Here is a 20,576-nt window from a genome sequence, read left to right as displayed (position 1 = left end):
GGGCGGGCCGGTTCACTTCGACCCGGCCCAGTCCAGCAGGCGTTCCGCCGTCCAGGTGGTGATGACCCGTTCGGGCGGCACGCCGCACTCCTCGGCGCGGGCACAGCCGTGGATCTGCCAGTCGAGCTGGCCGGGGGCGTGGGCGTCGCTGTCCACCGAGAACAGCACCCCGGCGTCCAGCGCCTCGCGCAGCAGCCGGCGCGGCGGGTCGAGCCGCTCGGGCCGGCTGTTGATCTCCACGGCGGTGCCGAAGCGGGTGCACGCGGCGAAGACCATCGCCGCGTCGAACTGCGACTCGGGCCGGTGCCCCAGGATCCGCCCCGTGCAGTGCCCGAGCACGTCCACGAGCGGGCTGGCGACCGCCGAGACCATGCGCCGGGTCATGTCCTCCGCGTCCATGCGCAGCTTGGAGTGGACCGAGGCGACCACCACGTCCAGCTGTTCCAGCAGCTCCTGCTCCTGGTCCAGCGAGCCGTCGGCCAGGATGTCGCACTCGATGCCCGTCAGCAGCCGGAAGCCGTTCCCGAGCCGCTCGTTGACCTCGGCGATCGCGCGCAGCTGCGCGCGCAGCCGCTCCGGGGAGAGCCCCCGGGCGATCGTCAGCCGCGGGGAGTGGTCGGTCAGGACGGCCCACTCGTGGCCCAGGTCCCGGGCCGCGCGCGCCATCTCGTCGATCGGGCTGCCGCCGTCCGACCAGTCCGAGTGCAGGTGGCAGTCGCCGCGCAGCGCCGCCCGGAGCGCCAGGCCGCCCTCGGCCAGCGGCTCGCCGGCCTCCTCCTCCAGCCGGGCCAGGTAGGCGGGCACCTCGCCGCGCACCGCCTCGGCCACCACGGCCGCGGTCTTGGGGCCGATGCCCTTCAGGTCCGTCAGCAACTGCCCCGCCGCCCGGCGCCGCACCTCCTCCTCCGGCATCCCCGCGACCACCGCGGCGGCCGTGCGGAATGCCTTGACGCGGTACGTCGGGGCCTGTGCGCGCTCCAGCAGGAACGCGATCCGCTCCAGCGCCTCCACGGCCTCCATGGCACCCACCTCCACACCACCACCGTGCGCCACGGCCCGGGGGGCCGCACGCCTTCAGGACGGGCGTTCGGCCAGGCGCGTCGGCGGCAGGAACTCGCCCGCGAGCGTGCGGTGCCACCAGGCGCCCGTCTCGCGCAGTTCGCGCCAGGTGGTGAAGCGGTAGAGGTACAGCCGCGCGCGGACGTGGGTGGGCGGGGCGGCGGGGAAGGGGTTGTGGCGCAGCAGCCGCAGCGTCGCCCGGTCGCCCGTCAGCAGCCGTTCGACGAAGGGGCCGAACCATTCGCGCGCGTAGCCCGGCGAGATCCCGGCGAACCACATCAGCCAGTCGAGCCGCAGGTGGTACGGGGCGAACTGGCGGGGCAGCCGGCGGGGGTCGCCGGGCTTGCCCCGGAAGCCGTACTCCCGCCAGACCGTCCCGCCGCCGAGGGTCTCCTCGTCGGTGCCCTCGACGACCACTTCGAAGCGGCTGCGGTTGATGCTGCCGAAGGCGCCGTAGGTGTTGACCAGGTGCAGGGCGTTGAAGGACATGTTCATGCGCTGGTGCGAGGAGAGCAGGTTGCGCACCGGCCACCAGCTGAGCACCGCCACCAGCACCGTGACGGCGAGCACCAGGACCTCGTACCAGACCGGGGCGCCCGCCAGAGGCGTGTGGCCGGGCAGGGAGAACAGCTCCGCCATCGCCGATCCGTCGACGGCGGCGAAGGCGAGCACGATCGTCAGCCAGTTGAGCCACGCGAAGTTGCCGGAGGCCACCAGCCACAGCTGGGTGACGATGATCAGGCCCGCGGCGACGCTCGCGAAGGGCTGGGGCGTGAAGAGGCCGAAGGGCACCACCAGCTGCGCGACGTGGTTGGCGCCGGTCTCCACCCGGTGCAGCGGCCGGGGCAGCCGGTGGAAGAACCAGCTCAGCGGGCCCGGCATGGGCTGTGTCTCGTGGTGGTAGTACAGGCACGTCAGGTCGCGCCAGCAGGCGTCCCCGCGCATCTTGATCAGGCCCGCGCCGAACTCGACGCGGAAGACCAGCCAGCGCAGCAGCCACAGCACGAGCACGGGCGGGTCCGTCCGGGCGTTGCCCAGGAAGACGGCCAGGAACCCGGCCTCCAGCAGCAGTGACTCCCAGCCGAAGCTGTACCAGGTCTGGCCCACGTTGACGATCGACAGGTAGAGCACCCACAAAAGCGCCCACATGGCCATCGCCGCCCCCAGCGGCACCGCGTCCGCGGCGCCCGCCACCACCGCGGCCGACAGCAGCGCACCGCCCCACGCCCAGGCGGCGAAGAAGCGGTCCGAGTAGTGGAAGTGGAAGACGCTGGGCGCCCGGCGCAGCGGTGCGTACGCCACGAACCGGGGCACCGGCAGCATGCCCCGCTCGCCGATCAGGGCGCGGAACTGCACGGCGGCTGAGACGAAGGCGATCAGGTAGATGCCGGCGAGTGCCCGCTGGAGGACCAGCCGGCTCAGCCAGTACCCCGATGCCGTGAACCACTCCATGGCGGTATCCGTACCACTTGCGCCCCTCCAGATCGTGCAGTCACATCGAAGAAACGGGCAAAAGGTGGCAGAGTGGCTCTATGGTTGATCGGGGAGCGACGCCTGCCGCCGTACCGGCACCGGGCGACTGGCCCGCTCGCCCGGAGCTGATCCTCGCCCTCAACCGCACCGGAAGCTTCGACTGGGACCTCGACAACGACCGGCTCCACCTGGACCCGGTGGCCCTGGAGATCCTGCACGTGCCCCCGGGCACGTACCACGGCAGCATCTCCGATCTCAGCGGCCGGCTGCCGCGCACCGACGCGAGCCGCCTCGACGCCCTGGTCTCCCGCGCCCTGAAGGACGGCAGCGAGTTCTACGGCGCCTACTACCGCGTCCGCACCGACGACGGCAGCCTGCGCTGGACCTACACCCAGGGCCGCATCCAGCGTGACGAGCAAGGGCGCCCCCGGCGCATCGTCGGCGTCGTCCGGGACGCCACCGAGGAGCTCGACCAGGCCGGCCCGCGGCTGCAGGACGACGAGCACCGCCACCAGACCACCGTCGTGGAGACCATCACCGCCGCCCTCGCCCACGCCCGGACCGTCCAGGACGTCATCGACTTCTTCAAGGACGCCCAGGCCGTCGAGCACCTCGGCTCCGACCTGCTCGTCCTGGGGCTCCTCGACGCCGGCCGGATCCACCTGGTGGCCGAGGGCCCCTCGGAGCACTTCATCCCCGGCACCCGCTACACCCGCGTCGACGACAACTTCCCCATGAGCGAGGTCATCCGCACCCTCACCCCGCGCTTCATCGAATCCCGGGAGGAGTTCGCCTCCTGCTACCCCTGGCTGTGGGAGCGGATCAAGGACATCGGCATCGCCTCCGCCGCCTACCTCCCGCTGATCGCCCAGGCCCGCCCGATCGGCGCGCTCGGCCTCCTCTACCGCGACGCGCGCGGCTTCACCCAGCACGAACGCAACCTCTTCATCGTCCTGAGCAGCAGTCTCGCGCAGAGCATCGCCCGCGCCATGCTCTTCGACCAGGAGCACGACCTCGCCAAGGGCCTGCAGCAGTCCATGCTGCCCCGCCGCATTCCCGACATCCCCGGCGCGAGCATCGCGGTGCGCTACCGCTCCGCCCGCATGGGCCGCGACATCGGCGGCGACTGGTACGACGCCATCCCCCTGCCCGGCGGCCGCGTCGGCGCCGTCATCGGCGACGTCCAGGGTCACGACACCCACGCCGCCGCCGTCATGGGCCAGCTGCGCATCGTCCTGCGGGCCTACGCCACCGAGGGCCACGCCCCGGCCACCGTCATGGCCCGCGCCTCCGCCTTCCTCCACGAACTCGACACCGACCGCTTCGCCACCTGCACCTACGCCGAGGCCGACCTCACCACCGGCATCGTCCACCTGGTGCGCGCCGGCCACATCGACCCGCTGCTCCGGCACGCCGACGGCACCTGCCGCCGCCTGCCCGTCTCCGGCGGGCTGCCGCTGGGCCTCTCCGCGGAGTTCGGCCGTCCCGACTACCCCGTCACCACCGTGGAGATCGACCCGGGGGAGACCCTGCTGCTGTTCACCGACGGCCTCGTCGAAGTCCCCGGCTCCGACCTCGACGAGGGCATGCACCAGCTCACCGGCATCGTCCGCGACGGCCCCTACGAGCTGCAGAGCCTCGCCGACCTGCTGTGCGAGGTGGTCGGCGAGCGCGTCGGCGAGGACGACATGGCCGTCCTGCTGCTGCGCCGCCAGGGCGCGGCCACCCCCGGCGGCGGCAAGCTCCAGCAGCACATCGCCCCCGCCGACCCCGAGGCCCTGTCCGCCGGCCGGCACATGATCCGCGCCGCCGTACGGGCCTGGGGCGCCCGCGAACGCTCCGACGAGATCGAGCTGGCCGCCGACGAACTGGTCACCAACGCCCTGCTGCACACCGACGGCTCCGCCGTGGTGACCATCCGCATGCTCCCCGGCCCCGAACGCCGTGTGCGCATCGAGGTCGAGGACAAGTCCAGCGCCCTGCCGCGCCGCCGGGAGCCGGGGGAGTCGCAGGTCTCGGGCCGCGGACTGCTGCTGATCGACCAGCTCGCGGACGTCTGGGGCGTGGAGCCGCGCGGCGGCGGTAAGTCCGTATGGTGCGAATTCGTCGTACCGGACCGACACCATCCGGACTGACCGCAATCGGCCCCTGATTTGCGCGATGTGCCGTTCTCCGGGTCCACTGTCGCTTCCGTCCCTGACGAACCGTCGGAAAGGCAAGAAGAACCCCGTGGGGAACCCCAGACGTCACACCATGCGCCGCGCCACGCTGCTGATGGGCGCCGCCGCCCTGACCCCGGCCGCGCTGCTCACCGCCCAGGCGCCGTCCGCCCAGGCGTTCGGCACGGTCAACGCCCTCGGCCAGCACGCCGAGCACGAGCGCATCACCCGCGCCGCCCTCGCCTGCGCACCTGGCCGGCCCTCGGACGGCACCTGCTTCGAGCCCCGCTCCCTGGACCAGATAGCGGGCCACAAGGGCACCTTCGGCGCCGTCGGCGCCCCCGACACCGACGAGATCGCCACCCCCGAGGCGCACTGCGACAACGCCGACTTCCTCACCGCCGCCGGATACCCGCGCAGCCGCGAGGAGGCCACCCGGCAGCTCCAGGCGTGCGTCGCCAAGCTGCAGAGCCGCTTCCGCGAAGGCGTCGACGCCGCCGGCGGCACGCTCAAGGCCGACGGCACGGTCGCCCCCCGCGAGAGTGACCTCACCAGGGACTGCACCTTCAGCCTCGGCGTGCCCGGCCGCAACAAGTGCGAGGCCATCGAGGGCCTCGGTCGCGCCCTGCACGGCGTACAGGACTTCTACTCGCACAGCAACTGGGCCGACAAGGCGGCCACCGGCCGCCCCCTGGGCAAGGACAACCCGCCCGGCCTCGGCCTGCCCGCCCCCTCCCCGCTGCTCGCCCTGTCCACCGGCCGCCCGCCGGCGGCCGCGGACGTCCCCCGCGAGCTCACCACCGGCTGCTTCTCGCTGCTGCCCCTGGGCTGCTCCCAGCGCGTCCAGCACTCCGGCCTCAACAAGGACACCGGCCTCATCGACCCGGCCACCGGCGCCACCGGCAACCCCGCCACCGACCGCGGCAGGACGGCCGACAACTTCGACCGCGCCGTCCGCGCCGCCATCACCGACACCCGCCGCCAGTGGACCGACTTCCGGGACGCACTGACCGCCCGTTACGGCAAGGACCGCGCAGCCACCATCGGTTGCGTGCTCACCCACGACGACCCGGCGCGGGCCTGCGCGCCGAAGGGCTGAGCAGCCCCCCTCGCAGGAGCCCCGCAGCAGTCCGGGAGGAAGAGGCCAAGGTCACAGCGGTTGCCCCTGCTGTCGGGCGCACCAGCTCCCCTAGCCTTCCCCCCATGACGGTCCTGCCTGATGATGGCTTCTCCCTGGCCGCCGAGTTCCCTGACGCGACCCGCACCCAATGGCAGCGCCTCGTCGCAGGCGTACTGAGCAGAGCGGGCACCGTGGCCGAGGGGCCGGCGGCCGAGGACGCGCTGGCCACCGCACTCCAGGACGGGCTCGCCACCCGTCCGCTCTACACGGCCGACGACGAGGCCCCCGCGGCCGGCCACCCCGGCTTCCCGCCCTTCGTGCGCGGGTCCACCGTGGCCGGGACCGCACTGACCGGCTGGGACGTCCGTCAGCACCACGGCCGCCCCGACCCGCGCCGGACCAACGAGGCCGTCCTCGCCGACCTGGAGAACGGCGTCACCTCCCTCTGGATGACCGTCGGCACCGCCGGACTGCCCGTCGCCGCCCTGCCCGCCGCACTGGACGGCGTCTACCTCGACCTGGCGCCCCTCGTCCTCGACGCCGGCGCCGAGTTCGAGACCGCGGCCGCCTGCCTGCTCGGCCTCCACGACGAGCGCGAGGTGCCGCGCGAGGCGTCCCACGGCAACCTCGGCGCCGACCCGCTGGGCACGCTCGCCCGCACCGGCGGCGACACCGACCCCGCCGGCCCCCTCGCGGCCGCCGCCGCCCTCGCCGCCCGCTGCCTGCGCGAGCGCCCCGGCATCCGCGCCCTGACCGTCGACGCCCTGCCGTACCACGACGCCGGCGCCTCGGCCGCCCAGGAACTGGGCTGCTCCCTCGCCACGGGCGTCGCCTACCTCCGCGCGCTCACCGCCGCGGGGCTGAGCACCGACGCGGCCTGCGCCCAGCTGGAGTTCCGCTACGCCGCCACCGCCGACCAGTTCCTTACCATCGCCAAGCTGCGCGCCGCGCGACGGCTGTGGTCCCGCGTCGCGGAGGTCAGCGGCGCGGCACCCGCCGCGCGCGCCCAGCGCCAGCACGCGGTCACCTCATCGGTGATGATGACCCGTCGGGACCCGTGGGTGAACATGCTGCGCACCACCATCGCCTGCCTGGGCGCCGGGGTGGGCGGCGCGGACGCCGTGACCGTCCTGCCCTTCGACGAGGCCCTCGGCCTGCCCGACGCCTTCGCCCGCCGCATCGCCCGCAACACCTCCTCCATCCTGCTGGAGGAGTCCCACCTCGCGCGCGTCGTCGACCCGGCGGGCGGCTCCTGGTACGTCGAGCGGCTCACCGACGAGCTCGCGCACGCCGCCTGGGCCTGGTTCCAGGAGCTCGAACGGGCCGGCGGCCAGGCGGCCGCCCTGCGCTCCGGCCTCGTCGCCGAGCGGCTCGCCGACACCTGGCGCCGGCGGTCCGCCGACCTCGCCACCCGCCGCGAACCCATCACCGGTGTCAGCGAGTTCCCCCACCTGGGCGAACAGCCCGTCCACCGCGACGCCGCCCCGGCCGCCCCCACGGGGGGCCTGCCCCGCGTGCGCCGCGACGAGGCGTACGAGGCGCTGCGCGCCCGCTCCGACGCCCACCTGGCCGCCACCGGCGCCCGGCCGCGGGTCTTCCTCGCCGCGCTCGGGCCCGCCGCCGCCCACACCGGCCGGGCGACCTTCGCCGCCAACCTCTTCCAGGCCGGTGGCGTCGAGCCCGTCCACGAACCGGCCACGGTCGACGCGGACACGGTCGCCGCTGCCTTCGTCCGCAGCGGTGCCACGGTCGCCTGCCTGTGCTCCAGCGACAAGCTCTACGCCGAACAGGCCGAGGCCGTCGCCACCGCCCTCAGGGCCGCCGGCGCCGAACGGGTCCTCCTGGCGGGGAAGCCGGCCGGCGAGCAGCGGGAGGCGTACCTGCGGGCCGGGGTCGACGCGTTCGTCTTCGCCGGCGGCGACGCCGTCGCCGTCCTCACCTCCGTCCTCGACCGCATGGGAGTGGCGTGATGTCGATCCCCGACTTCTCCGGCATCGACCTGGGACCGGCGTCCGCCGGCCCCGCCGACGCCGCGGCCTGGCGCGCAGCCCTGAAGGAGAGCACGGGCAAGAGCGTCGAGGACCTGCTCTGGCAGACGCCCGAAGGCATCGGCGTCAAGCCGCTCTACACCGCCGAGGACCTCGACGGGCTGGACTTCCTGGGCACCTACCCGGGCATCGCGCCCTACCTGCGCGGCCCCTACCCCACGATGTACGTCAACCAGCCCTGGACCATCCGGCAGTACGCCGGCTTCTCCACGGCCGAGGAGTCCAACGCCTTCTACCGCCGCAACCTGGCGGCCGGTCAGAAGGGGCTGTCCGTCGCCTTCGACCTGCCGACCCACCGCGGCTACGACAGCGACCACCCGCGCGTGACCGGCGACGTCGGCATGGCGGGCGTCGCCATCGACTCGATCTACGACATGCGGCAGCTCTTCGACGGCATCCCGCTGGACCGCATGAGCGTGTCGATGACGATGAACGGCGCGGTGCTCCCCGTGCTGGCGCTCTACATCGTGGCCGCCGAGGAACAGGGCGTGCCGCCCGAGAAGCTGGCCGGGACCATCCAGAACGACATCCTCAAGGAGTTCATGGTCCGCAACACCTACATCTATCCGCCCCGGCCCTCGATGCGGATCATCTCCGACATCTTCGCGTACACCTCGCAGAAGATGCCGCGCTACAACTCCATCTCCATCTCCGGCTACCACATCCAGGAGGCCGGGGCCACCGCTGACCTGGAGCTGGCCTACACCCTCGCCGATGGCGTGGAGTACCTGCGCGCCGGGCTCGGCGCCGGACTGGACGTCGACGCCTTCGCACCCCGGCTGTCGTTCTTCTGGGCCATCGGCATGAACTACTTCATGGAGATCGCCAAGCTGCGGGCGGCCCGGCTGCTGTGGGCCCGGCTCGTCAAGCAGTTCGAGCCGAAGAACGTCAAGTCGCTCTCCCTGCGCACCCATTCGCAGACCTCCGGCTGGTCGCTGACCGCCCAGGACGTCTTCAACAACGTGGCGCGCACCTGCGTCGAGGCCATGGCCGCCACCCAGGGGCACACCCAGTCGCTGCACACCAACGCCCTCGACGAGGCGCTGGCCCTGCCCACCGACTTCTCCGCCCGCATCGCCCGCAACACCCAGCTGCTGCTGCAACAGGAGTCGGGGACCTGCCGGGTCATCGACCCCTGGGGCGGCAGCGCCTACGTCGAGCGGCTCACCCACGACCTCGCCCGCCGCGCCTGGCAGCACATCCAGGAGGTCGAGGCGGCCGGCGGCATGGCCCAGGCCATCGACGCGGGCATCCCGAAGCTGCGCGTCGAGGAGGCCGCCGCCCGCACCCAGGCCCGCATCGACTCCGGCCGGCAGCCGGTGATCGGCGTCAACAAGTACCGGGTGGACAGCGACGAGCAGATCGAGGTGCTCAAGGTCGACAACTCCTCCGTGCGCGCCCAGCAGATCGAGAAGCTGCAGCGGCTGCGGGCCGAGCGCGACGAGGCCGCCTGCCAGGACGCGCTGCACGCCCTCACCCGGGCCGCCGAGGCCGGCCCCGGCCAGGGGCTCGACGGCAACCTCCTGGCCCTCGCGGTGGACGCGGCCCGCGCCAAGGCCACCGTCGGCGAGATCTCCGACGCCCTGGAGAAGGTCTACGGGCGGCACGCCGGGCAGATCCGTACGATCGCCGGTGTGTACCGCGAGGAGGCCGGGCCGTCGTCCGGAGTGGAGCGCACCCGCGCGCTGGTGGAGGCGTTCGAGCGCGAGGACGGCCGGCGGCCGCGCATCCTGGTCGCCAAGATGGGCCAGGACGGCCACGACCGCGGCCAGAAGGTGATCGCCACCGCCTTCGCCGACCTCGGCTTCGACGTGGACGTCGGCCCGCTCTTCCAGACCCCGGCCGAGGTCGCCCGGCAGGCGGTCGAGGCGGACGTGCACATCGTGGGCGTCTCCTCGCTGGCGGCCGGCCACCTCACGCTCGTCCCCGCCCTGCGGGAGCAGCTGGAGGAACAGGGCCGCGAGGACATCATGATCGTCGTCGGCGGGGTCATCCCGCCGCAGGACGTCGAGCCGCTGCGGGAGATGGGCGCCGCCGCCGTCTTCCCGCCCGGAACGGTCATCCCGGACGCCGCCCACGACCTGCTGGAGACCCTCGCCGGGGTCCTCGGCCACGAGCTGTGAGCCCGGAACGCCGGTGGCTGCCATGACCCCGCCCGCCCGCAGGACCATCGACCTCGACGCCTATGTGAAGGGCGTGCTGGACGGGAAGCGGGCGGCCGTCGCCCGCGCCATCACGCTCGTCGAGTCCACGCGCGCCGACCACCGGGCGCTCGCCCAGCGGATGCTGACCCAGCTGCTGCCGCACGCCGGTGCGGCGCGGCGGATCGGCATCACGGGCGTGCCCGGCGTCGGCAAGTCCACCTTCATCGACGCCCTCGGCACGATGCTCACCGGGCTCGGCCACAAGGTCGCCGTGCTCGCCGTCGACCCCTCCTCCAGCCGCACCGGCGGCAGCATCCTGGGCGACAAGACCCGCATGGAGCGCCTCGCCGTCGACCCGGCGGCCTTCGTCCGTCCCTCGCCCACCGCCGGAACGCTCGGCGGGGTCGCCAAGGCCACCCGCGAGACCATCGTGGTGATGGAGGCCGCCGGATACGACGTCGTGCTGGTGGAGACCGTCGGCGTCGGCCAGTCCGAGACGGCCGTCGCCGACATGGTCGACACCTTCCTGCTGCTCACCCTCGCCCGCACCGGCGACCAGCTCCAGGGCATCAAGAAGGGCGTCCTGGAACTAGCCGATCTCGTCGCCGTGAACAAAGCGGACGGACCGCACGAACGGGACGCCAAGGCCGCCGCCCGCGAACTGGCCGGCGCACTGCGCCTGCTCCAGTCGCCGGACGCCGCCTGGAACCCTCCCGTGCTCACGTGCAGCGCCCGCGAGAACACCGGCCTGGACGTCCTGTGGGAGCGCGTGGAGCAGCACCGCCGCGTCCTTGAGGCCACCGGCGCGCTGGAGGAACGACGCCGCGGACAGCAGGTCGACTGGGTGTGGACCATGGTCCGCGAACAGCTCCTGACGGAGCTCCGCGACCACCCCGACGTGCGCCGACTGGGCCCCGGCCTCGAACAGCAGGTGCGCGAGGGCACCCTGACGGCGGCCCTGGCCGCCGAACGACTTCTGGAGGCGTTCCGTCCGCCCGGTCCGCGGGCACCGGCCGCCGGGTACGGAGCCCACCCGGCGCCATGACATCCTGAGCCGTCACAGTTCGCCGGGCGCATCGGCGGATGTCCGGGATATCGAGGATGATGCAGCACATGAGACTCTGCTTCCTGGTGGAGGAGCAGTACCGGTACGACGGCATGCCGGTGGACGTCATCCGCCAACTGACCGCCTGGGGCCACCGGGTGGACGTGCTGCGGCCGGGAAGCTCGCTGATGCGCCTCTCGGAGGTGGTCCGCGCCGGGGACCACGACGCGTGGGTGCTCAAGACCGTGTCCGGCGGCCCGGGGCTGACGCTCCTGGAGGCCGCCGCGGCCGTCGGCCTGACCACGGTCAACGACGCCCGTTCCATCAGGGGCGTACGGGACAAGGCCCTCGCCGCCGTGATAGCCGAGGGCCGCGGCCTGCCGGTGCCCCCGACCTACGCCGCCGCCCGGGCGGAGGAGTTCGCCGCGCTGCCGGCGAGCGCCTACCCGCTGGTCGTCAAGCCCGCCGACGGCAGCTCGGGGCGCGCGGTCCGGCTCGTACCGGACGCGGAGCGGCTGACGGCCCCCGCACCGGACACCGACGGGCACCCGGACGGCATGCTCATCGCCCAGCCCTACGTGCCCAACACGGGCGTCGACCTGAAGGTCTACTGCGTCGCCGGCGAGCTGTACGCCACCGAGCGCCGCAGCCCCCTGCACCCCGACCACCCCGCCCGGGAACGCCACGTACCGCTGGCCCCCGAGATCGCGGCCATCGCCACCGAGGTCGGTGCCGCCTTCGGCCTCGACCTCTACGGGGTGGACATCGTCCTCGGCCCCGACGGCCCGGTCGTCGTGGACGTCAACGACTTCCCCAGCTTCCGTCAGGTGCCCGACGCCGTGGCCACGGTCTCGCGCGCCATCCTGCGGCTGGCGGGCGGGGGAGGAGCGGGCCCGGCACCCGGCCCGCACCCCCTGCTGACGGCGCAGGCCCGGGCCGCCGGCGGCGACGCATGAGGATCTGCCTGCTCACCCCCGACCCCGGCCACCCGCTGCTCGCCGAGACCACGGCCCTGCTGACGCCCCGCCACACCGTCGAATGGACCGACCCGGGGACGACGGAGGACTTCCCGGACCCCGCGGCCCTCGCCGACGTCTACCTGCTCAAGACGCGCACCCCGCGGGCCCTGGCGTACGCCCGCTTCCTGGAGGAACACGGGGCTCCGGTGCTGAACTCCGCCGCGGCCACCGAGCTGTGCCAGGACCGCACCGCCATGGCGGAGGTGGCCCGGCGTGCGGGCCTGCCGTTCGTGGACACCCGCACCGAGGCGTCCCTGTCGCGCTGCGCGGCGGCGGGGGAAGAGCTGCCGGGCCCGGTGGTGGTCAAGAGCCGGCGGAGCCGGCGTCACGACCTGGTCGCCCGCGTCGACGACCTCGCCCGTCTGCGGTCGCTGGCCGAACGGTGGCCGGACGAGCCGGTGGTCATCCAGCCCTTCACGCCCAACGACGGCTGGGACCACAAGCTCTGGGCCGTCGCCGACGACATCTTCGCCGGACTGCGCCGCTCCGAGCTGGCCACGGACGTCCCCGACAAGACCACCCGCTCGCTGGGGACCGGTGAGCTGCCCGAGGGGTGGCTGGACGTCGTGCGGCGCGTGGGCGAGGTGTTCGCCCTGGACGTCTACGGCGTCGACCTCCTCGACGCCGGGGGAGAGCCCGTGATCGTCGACATCAACGCCTTCCCGGGCATCCGGGGCCAGGCCGGGGCGCCCGAGGCCCTGGCCGCGCTGGCCCTGCGCACGGCCGGGGGCGGCCGGCGCCCGCGCCTGCCGTCGCCCCGCCGGCCGGGCCCGCTGGCCGAGCCGCAGAAGATCTGAGGCCGCACCCCTCGCAGCCTCGCCGGTTCCCCTCGATACTGCGGACGCCTGTCGTGCGCAGTTCCGAAGGAGGCCGGCATGCTCCACGGCATAGACGTCAGCAGCCACAACAGCGAGAACTACCCCCTCCAGGGGCTGGACTTCGTCTTCGTCAAGGTCACGGAGGGAACGTCGTACACCAACCCCAAGTGGGTCGTCCAGCGCGACCGGGCCCGGCGGGCGGGGCTCGTCGTCGGCTATTACCACTACGTCACACCGGGCTCGATGTCGGCGCAGGGCAACTACTTCCTCGGGAAGATCGCGTTACGCGCGGGCGACGTCCTGGCCCTCGACTGGGAGCACCCCGACGTGTGGTGCCCGGACAAGGACCGCTGGCTCGCCCACGTCCGCGCCAAGGCGAGCGGGCACCGGGTGGTGCTCTACTGCAACCGGGACTACTGGTTCAACCGCGACACGACGAGCAACGCGGGCGACGGCCTGTGGATAGCCGACCCCGGCCACGCCGCCGGCCACCCGGCCGTACAGCATCCGTGGACCTTCCACCAGTACAGCTGGGCCGGGGGCCTGGACCGCAATGTGGCCCGGTTCGCCGACCGGGGCGCCCTGCGGGCCTGGGCGGGGGCGGCGAGGGAGGCGGAGGCCCCGGGGCCGCCGGCCGCGGAGTGAGCGCGGGCCGGTGCCCGGCGGCCGGGGGGGGGCTCAGCCGACGAGGTCCAGGACCGGTAGCAGACCGTCCGGCCGCTCCTCGACCGGAAGGCTCTCCACCAGCCGCACCGCGCAGCCGATCCCGGCCGCCCCCGCGTCCGCACGCGGGTCGTCGCCGACCATGAGCACCCGCTCGGGCGGCAGCCCGAGCGCCGTGCACGCCACCCGGAACAGCCGTGGATCGGGCTTCTGCACGCCGTGCTCGTACGACAGCACATAGGCGTCCACCGGACCGTCCAGGCCGTGCGCGCGGAAGACCGGCCGCAGGTCCCAGCCGATGTTGCTCACCACCGCGGTCCGTACGCCGCGCCGCCGCAGTTCGCCGAGGACCTCGCCGGCGTCGGCGTACGGCCGCCAGGCGGCGGGCTCCATGTGCCGGGCGTACAGCAGGTCGTACAGGGCCGCGTCGGGCAGCGGCACCTCCCGGGCGAGGCCCGTGTAGGCGGCCCGGTGCTCCTGCGTGCTGCGGTCGCGTCCGGCCCACACCTGCGCCAGGTGCGGTGGCACGGCCTGCGGCAGCGGACCGCCGGGCAGCGCACCGGCCACCTCCAACTGACGTGTCAGCCGCGCGAACTGTGTGCCGGACAGCTCGGTCCCGTTCCGGTCGAGCGCGGCCCGCAGCCAGGAAGCGGTGGACTCGATGCGGAAGAGCGTGCCGGAGAAGTCGAACAGCACGCCCTGGGCGGTTGTCCCGGTCATCAGTGCTCCCGTCCACGCCGCAAGGAACCGGCCGTCGGGGCCGGCGGGCCGTCAGTATGTCACCCGGCGGCGGAACCGAGCCGGGCCGGCCCGGCGACGGTCCGGCTGCCGAGGGACCGTCGCAGGCCCCGGCGGGCGGAGGCCCCGGCTCCGGTCGCCGCGCCGCCGGAGCTGCTCAGCAGGATGTCCTCCACGATGGAGCGGGCGGCGACCAGGCCGTCGGCCGCGGCGCGGGAGAAGCCGTCCGCCGCGCCGGCGTCGTCCCGGACGTGCCACACCCGGGGGTTGGAAGTCCGCCCGGAGCTGCTGGTCCGGGGGTTGCCCCGGGCGTCGACGCTCAGCGCCAGCAGGCTGGTCAGCGGGCGGCGGACGGGGGCGCCCGCCCCGGGCAGGAGCAGGGTGTCCGCCAGCAGCTCCCGCCCCTCGGTGGTGAGCAGCTTGAGGGTGCCGGACGGCAGTTCCATCGCCGCGACCACCAGGTCCCGCACCACGTTGCCGCCCGACCGCCGAAGCCGCCACGCCTGGTCGCAGTCGAGGGCGTCCGGGTCGGAGATGACGGCGGTCACCCGGCCGGCGTGCCCCACGGAGAGCAGGGCGGACTCCAGCGCCTCCACGCCCCTGCCGACGCTGACGCAGACGTCGCGCGGCCGGCCACGGGCACCGGCCGGGACCCGCGCGGCGGCCGCACGGGAGCGGCGCGCCCCACCGCGCGGGCGGTCGAAGGCGCACCGGCCCCAGGCGCCGGCGGGCAGCCAGGACGGCAGGCCCGGCGTGTGGCCGACGGCCAGCAGGACGCGGTCGCCGGTGAACGAGCCGCCACCACGGATCCGTAGCCGGGCGTTCGTTCCGGAGGTGCGGATGTCCAGCACCTCTCCACGGACGAACTCGGCGCCGTCACCCGCGGCTTCCCGTACCGTCCGGGCGAGTGGGCCCGCGGGCGGCAGGGCCGACGGAGCGTCCCCGCCGCCGGGCGAGGCGACCAGGACCCGCCTCCCGGAGCCCGCCAGCAGCCGCGCCGCCGATGCGCCCGCCGCGCCGGCGCCGACCACCAATACGTCGTAGTGTCTTTCGGAGTCCACCACATGCCCCTTCCGTCCCCCGCATCATGGCTTGGGACGCTCTACGCGGGTTCTGCACCGCGATAGACGGGTATCCGCCCGGGGCGGGACGGCGGCCCCGGGCTCACGCCGGCGCCCGGCCCGGGCCGCCCGCCCGTGCGGCGCGGCCGGGAGCCGGCAGCGCCCCGCGGTCGAGCTTGCCGCTCGGCCCCAGCGGCAGCCGGTCGAGCGTCACATAGGCGTGCGGGACCATGTAGCCCGGCAACGACCGGTCGAGATGCGCGCGCAGCGCGGCGGGGGCCGGGGCGGCACCCTCCCGGGGCACCACGTAGCCGACCAGGGCCTGCACCACCGCGTCCCGGCGGACCGTCACGGCCGCCTGCAGGACGTCCGGGTGCCGGGCGAGGTGAGCCTCGATCTCGCCCAGCTCGATCCGGTGACCGTTGACCTTCACCTGGCCGTCGGCGCGGCCCAGGAACTCCAGCCGGCCCTCGGCGTTCCAGCGCACCAGGTCCCCGGTGCGGTAGAGCCGGGAGCCCGGCGGCCCCCACGGGTCCTCGACGAAGCGCTCGGCGGTCAGGGCGGGCGCGCCCAGATAGCCGCGCGCCAGCCCGGCGCCGGCCACGCACAGCTCGCCGGGCGCGCCGGGCGGCAGCAGCCGCAGGGCCGGGTCGACCACGTACACCCGGTGGTTGGCCATCGGCCGGCCGATCGGCGGGAACGGCTCCCGGGCCGGGGCGGTGCAGCGGTGCATGGTGACGTCCACGGTGGTCTCGGTGGGGCCGTAGCTGTTCCAGACCGCCCGGCCCGGGGCGGCCCAGCGGTCGAGCTGTGCACCCGGGGGAGCCTCGCCGCCGGTCGAGAGGAACCCGAGATCCACGAGCTCCTCCGGGTCGAGCAGCGGAAGGAGGGCGACGGGCAGGTCGGCGGCGGTCACCCGCTGCGTGACCATCAGCGTCTGGAGCCGTCCCGTGTCCAGCCGGTCCTCCTCGGTGGCCAGGACCAGGGTGGCGCCGGACAGCAGTGCGCCGAAGATCTCCAGCAGCGAGACGTCGAAGGCGGCCGAGGCGAAGCCGAGCATGCGGGAGCCGGGGCCGAGACCGCCGAGCTCGATCTTCCGCAGGAGGACGTCGACCGCGGAGCGGTGCTCGACCACCACGCCCTTCGGCCGGCCGGTGCTGCCCGAGGTGTAGATGACGTACGCCGGGTCGCGGGGGCCCGGGGCGCGGAGCTTGTCCCGGGCGCCGCCGGCAAGATGCCCGTCGTCCGTGCCCTGCGCGTCCCCGTCCGTGAGGACCACGCGGACGGGGATCCCGTCGAGCCGGGCGGCCGACGCGGCACTCGTCAGGACGAGCTCCAGCCCGGCGTCCTCGGCGATGAAGCGCAGCCGCCCGGGCGGCAGGGACGGATCGAGCGGCACGTAGCAGCCGCCCGTCGTGAGCACCGCCAGCAGCGCCGCGACCAGGTCCGCCGAACGTTCCAGGCAGATCCCGACCGGCCGGCCCGGGGCGAGGGGGCCGGGCAGCCTGCGGGACAACTCCTGCGCCCTCTCCGCGACGTCCCGGTAGGTGAGCTCCACGCCGTCGCAGTGCACGGCCACGGCGTCCGGGGTGCGGCCGGCCTGCTCCTCGAAGAGCTCGTGCAGGCAGCGGTCGGGGACGGGGGCCGTCCCGCCGTCCCCCAGGGCGAGCAGGAGCGGGACGTCGCCGGGGGCGGGCAGCCCGGGCCCGCCGGCCGCCAGAGCGGCATGGGTCTCCGCAACCCGCCGTGCCAGCACGGCAGCTGACGCCCCGCCGAGGGCGGTGGTGACGTCCTGCGGTGTCGTGGGCGGCTTCAGGGCATGCCCGGAATCAACCATTTCACATCCTGTCATTCGCTGCGTCCCGGTTTCGGCGGCCGCCGGGTGGCGTCCGGCGTCCGTACGGCAAAACCAACCAGAGCGGGATCAACGCGCGTTCATCCGCGCGGTGTACGAATCGATGACGGCTCTCCACCGGCACGCCGGGCGATCAATGGAGCCCTCCATAGGCATAATTTCCTACCATTCACCGTATTCTGAGGACGCCACCGCCCCTCCGCTCAGCGGCGGTCGTTCAACGAGAACCCGACCGGCAGGCCCGACGCCCCGCCTGGGAACACGCGAAGTCACACCGAACAGAAGCAACAGGCTGCGCCCGGCGGAGCGACAGCGGGAGGGAATTGCCGGAATGACGACCGACATCCGCTTCATGGTTCTCGGACAGATACGGGCATACCGGGGGGACCATCGCCTTCCGGTGGGGTCACCGCAGCAGCAGGCCATGATGGCCGCGCTGCTGCTGCGCCCCGGGCAGGCGGTGTCGGTGCACGAACTCATCGGGGCGGTCTGGGGAGAGGAGTGCCCCGACACGGCGCTGGCCACCGTCCGCACCTACGCCTGGCGGTGGCGCAAGACGCTGGAGGAGGACCGCTCGGCGCCGAGCACCCTCGTGTCGGTCGGCGACGGCTACCGGCTCGTCCTCCCGGTCGAGAACCTGGACGCGACGTTCGCCGACCAGCTCGCCGCCTCCGCCCTCCAGGCCCGCCGCGCCGGCCGGGACGAGGAAGCCGGCGACCAGCTGTCCCGCGCCCTGGAACTCTGGCAGGGCGAGCCGCTGGCCAACGTCCCGGGCCCGTTCGCCGAACAGCAGCGCGGCCGGCTCTCCGAACTGCGGCTCGCCCTGATGGAAGAGCGGTTCGAGGTGGACCTGCTGCTCGGCCGCCACAGCCTCGCGATCCCCGACCTCAGCGCCTTCACCGCCGAGCACCCGCTGCGCGAGCGACCGTACGGACAGCTGATGCGCGCCCTGTACAGGGCCGGGCGGCAGGCCGACGCGCTCGCACTCTTCGACCGGCTGCGCCGGATCCTCGGCGAGGGGCTGGGCGTCGCTCCGGCGCCGGAACTGCACACCCTGCACCAGCAGATCCTGCGCAACGACCCGGAGCTCGACCTGCCCGCCCCCGCCCGGCCCCCGCTCACGCCGCCCGCAGACCGGCCCCCCGCCGCCGAACCGGCGCCGGCCCGGCCGGCCCTCCCCGCCCGCCCCGCCGCACCCGGACCGACCCCCGCCCAGCTGCCCGCGGACACCTCGGACTTCACCGGCCGGGCCGAGGGAGTGGCGACGATCTGCCGGGCGATCGACGCGGCGGGACCGGCCGACATGCCCGTGGTCGCGGTGTCGGGGATGGGCGGCGTCGGCAAGACCGCCCTGGCGCTGCGGGTCGCGCACCGGGTCAAGGCGGCCTACACCGACGGGCAGCTGTATGCGGACCTGCGCGGCAGCGAGGGCGACCCGGCCGAGCCGGCCATGGTGCTGGCCAGCTTCCTCACCGCGCTGGGCGTCCCGCCGGAGAACGTCCCGGAGAGCCTGGAGGACCGCTCCCGGCTGTACCGCTCGCTGCTGGACGGACGCCGCGCGCTCGTCCTGCTGGACAACGCCCCCAACACCGCCCAGGTCAGACCGCTGCTGCCCGGCTCCGGCGGCTGTGCCGTGCTGATCACCGGGCGGTCCCGGCTCTTCGGACTGCCCACCGCGGTCCAGGTGGACCTGGCCGCCTTCGACCAGCAGGAGGCGCTCGACCTGCTGGCCCGCATCGCCGGGCCGGAGCGCGTCGCCGCCGAGCCGCTCGCCGCGCTGGAGCTGGTGACGAGCAGCGGCCGGCTGCCGCTCGCCGTCCGGATCGTCGCGACCCGGCTGGCCGCCCGGCCGTCCTGGTCCGTCCGGACGATGGCCGACCGGCTGGCCGACGAACGCCGCCGGATCGCCGAACTGCGGGTCGGCGACCTGGCCGTGGACGCCGCCTTCGAGCTCGGCTACCGGCAGCTCACGGAAGAACAGGCCCGCGCCTTCCGCCTGATCGCCGTCGTCGGCGGCCCCGACATCGGGCTGCCGGCCGCGGCCGCCGTGCTGGAGACGGACACCCACAGCGCCGAGGACCTGCTGGAGTCCCTGGTCGACGCCGCCATGCTGGAGGCGACCGTTCCGGGCCGCTACCGCTACCACGACCTGCTGCGCGACTTCGCCCGGCACCGGGCCGCCGCCGCGGATCCCGGCGAGGGCTCCGCGGCGCTGGAACGGCTGATCGACCACCTGCTCGCCACCGCCGTCCGGGCGTTCGAGACCGCCGTCCCGGGCGATCCGATGAACGACGCGTTCGGTCCGACGCGGTCGGCCGGCGTACCGCTGGACGGCTTCGCGGCGGCCCGCGAGTGGGTCGCGGCCGAGGTCGACGGCGCCCTGGCGGCGGCCCTGCTGGCGGCCCGGGAGGCCGGGCCGGCGAGCGCCGAGCGGCTGCGCAAGGCGGCCGATCTCCTGGTCGCGCTCAGCCCGTTCGGTCAGCAGGTGCGCTACGAGCAGCTGACGCCGGTGGCGCTGGCCGTCGCCAAGGCCGCCGCCGTCCTGGGCGACCGCCGCTCGGTCGGACGCGGCCACTTCCTGTGCGGCACCGTGGCGATCCAGAGCACCCGCCTGACGGACGCCGAAGCCCAGGCGACGCTGGCGGTGGAGGCGTCCCGGGAGGTGGGCGACCTGACGATCCTGCGCCAGTCGCTCAACGACCTGGGCCTGGTCTCCCAGCTCCGGCACCGCCACCACGACGCGATCCGCTCCTACGACGAGGCGATCGAGCTCGCCCGTAAGCTCGGCCACCGGTCGGGGGAGCTGGTGACCACGCTGAACGCCGCACTGGCCCGGGTGTGCAGCGGCCGGGCCGACGAGGCGGTGCCCGCCTGCGAGGAGCTGCTGCCGGCCCTGCGGGAGATCGGCGACGACCGCAACCTGGCCTACGGGCTGTACGTCCTCGCTCTGGCCCTCCACGGACTCGGCCGCCACGAGGAGGCCCTGGCCCGGTACGACGCGTGCCTGGAGCTGTGCCGGGCCGCGGGCATCCGCAACCGGGAGGCCCAGGCCCGGTACCGCATGGCGGACACCCTGCGCGCGACCGGGCGCGCCGGGGAGGCGGTCCGGCACGCGGAGGCGGCCCTCGGCCAGTGCGAGGAGATCGGAGCCGAACGCGACCGGGGACACGCGCTGGTGGTGCTCGGCCGGGCCCTGGCGGATCTCGGTGAGGCCGACGCGGCCCGGGTGCGGCTGCGGGAGGCGACGGCCGTGTACACCCGGCTCAGGCTGCCCGAGGCGGCCGACACCGAGCGCCTGCTGTCGCACCTGGCCTGAAGGACCCCGCCTCACCGGACCGCCACGGCAAGGGCTCCGGGGGCCGGTCCTCGGCTGC

General features: G+C 74.3%; 14 protein-coding genes. 9 read left to right on the top strand and 5 right to left on the bottom strand.

The window, feature by feature from the left end:
- Positions 1-12: 12 nt before the first annotated feature.
- Positions 13-1,020: a PHP domain-containing protein gene (locus IE182_RS11770; RefSeq protein WP_190109676.1), complete on the bottom strand. Its 1,008-nt coding sequence runs from the start codon at positions 1,018-1,020 to the stop codon at positions 13-15.
- A 54-nt stretch (positions 1,021-1,074) separates the two neighbouring features.
- Positions 1,075-2,511 (bottom strand): lipase maturation factor family protein, encoded by a 1,437-nt coding sequence (locus IE182_RS11765; RefSeq protein WP_190109675.1) that lies wholly within the window; start codon positions 2,509-2,511, stop codon positions 1,075-1,077.
- Positions 2,512-2,591: 80 nt separating this feature from the next.
- On the opposite strand from IE182_RS11765, the gene IE182_RS11760 reads away from it, so the two are divergent.
- The 8 genes from IE182_RS11760 to IE182_RS11725 all read left to right on the top strand — a co-directional run bounded on the left by IE182_RS11760 (position 2,592) and on the right by IE182_RS11725 (position 13,530).
- The gene (locus IE182_RS11760; protein WP_190109674.1) at positions 2,592-4,667 is read left to right on the top strand and encodes a SpoIIE family protein phosphatase; all 2,076 of its coding nucleotides are present in this window, start codon (positions 2,592-2,594) and stop codon (positions 4,665-4,667) included.
- A gap of 94 nt (positions 4,668-4,761) precedes the next feature.
- Positions 4,762-5,790, top strand: coding sequence for a CinY protein (locus tag IE182_RS11755; RefSeq protein ID WP_229844742.1), 1,029 nt, complete (start codon positions 4,762-4,764; stop codon positions 5,788-5,790).
- A gap of 104 nt (positions 5,791-5,894) precedes the next feature.
- The gene (locus IE182_RS11750) at positions 5,895-7,781 is read left to right on the top strand and encodes a methylmalonyl-CoA mutase family protein (protein ID WP_190109673.1); all 1,887 of its coding nucleotides are present in this window, start codon (positions 5,895-5,897) and stop codon (positions 7,779-7,781) included.
- Positions 7,781-9,982 carry a methylmalonyl-CoA mutase gene (gene scpA, locus IE182_RS11745; protein WP_190109672.1) on the top strand — a complete coding sequence of 734 codons (2,202 nt, stop codon included), beginning with the start codon at positions 7,781-7,783 and terminating at the stop codon, positions 9,980-9,982. The genes IE182_RS11750 and scpA overlap by 1 nt, the downstream gene beginning before the upstream one ends.
- A gap of 22 nt (positions 9,983-10,004) precedes the next feature.
- Positions 10,005-11,048 (top strand): methylmalonyl Co-A mutase-associated GTPase MeaB, encoded by a 1,044-nt coding sequence (gene meaB, locus IE182_RS11740; RefSeq protein WP_190109751.1) that lies wholly within the window; start codon positions 10,005-10,007, stop codon positions 11,046-11,048.
- Between the two features lie 68 nt (positions 11,049-11,116).
- Positions 11,117-12,004 carry an ATP-grasp domain-containing protein gene (locus IE182_RS11735; protein ID WP_190109671.1) on the top strand — a complete coding sequence of 296 codons (888 nt, stop codon included), beginning with the start codon at positions 11,117-11,119 and terminating at the stop codon, positions 12,002-12,004.
- Positions 12,001-12,864 carry an ATP-grasp domain-containing protein gene (locus IE182_RS11730; protein ID WP_190109670.1) on the top strand — a complete coding sequence of 288 codons (864 nt, stop codon included), beginning with the start codon at positions 12,001-12,003 and terminating at the stop codon, positions 12,862-12,864. Before IE182_RS11735 ends, IE182_RS11730 begins: the two co-directional genes overlap by 4 nt.
- A 78-nt stretch (positions 12,865-12,942) precedes the next feature.
- Entirely contained in the window at positions 12,943-13,530 is a 588-nt protein-coding gene (locus IE182_RS11725; RefSeq protein ID WP_190109669.1) for a glycoside hydrolase family 25 protein, read from the top strand.
- Positions 13,531-13,563: 33 nt separating this feature from the next.
- Here IE182_RS11725 and IE182_RS11720 read toward each other — a convergent pair whose 3' ends face one another.
- The 3 genes from IE182_RS11720 to IE182_RS11710 form a co-directional block, all read right to left on the bottom strand.
- Positions 13,564-14,268 carry an HAD family hydrolase gene (locus IE182_RS11720; protein ID WP_190109668.1) on the bottom strand — a complete coding sequence of 235 codons (705 nt, stop codon included), beginning with the start codon at positions 14,266-14,268 and terminating at the stop codon, positions 13,564-13,566.
- Positions 14,269-14,327: 59 nt separating this feature from the next.
- Positions 14,328-15,347: an FAD-dependent oxidoreductase gene (locus IE182_RS11715; RefSeq protein ID WP_190109667.1), complete on the bottom strand. Its 1,020-nt coding sequence runs from the start codon at positions 15,345-15,347 to the stop codon at positions 14,328-14,330.
- A 103-nt stretch (positions 15,348-15,450) separates the two neighbouring features.
- Positions 15,451-17,184 (bottom strand): amino acid adenylation domain-containing protein, encoded by a 1,734-nt coding sequence (locus tag IE182_RS11710; RefSeq protein WP_190109666.1) that lies wholly within the window; start codon positions 17,182-17,184, stop codon positions 15,451-15,453.
- Positions 17,185-17,533: 349 nt separating this feature from the next.
- Between IE182_RS11710 and IE182_RS11705 the strand changes: the two genes are divergently transcribed.
- Positions 17,534-20,518: an AfsR/SARP family transcriptional regulator gene (locus IE182_RS11705; RefSeq protein ID WP_229844741.1), complete on the top strand. Its 2,985-nt coding sequence runs from the start codon at positions 17,534-17,536 to the stop codon at positions 20,516-20,518.
- Positions 20,519-20,576: the final 58 nt, after the last annotated feature.

This window comes from Streptomyces cinnamoneus, from assembly GCF_014650495.1.
GTDB lineage: Bacteria > Actinomycetota > Actinomycetes > Streptomycetales > Streptomycetaceae > Streptomyces > Streptomyces cinnamoneus.
The sequence above is the reverse complement of the archived record's forward strand: the minus strand, read 5'-3'. Positions and strand labels throughout refer to the sequence as shown.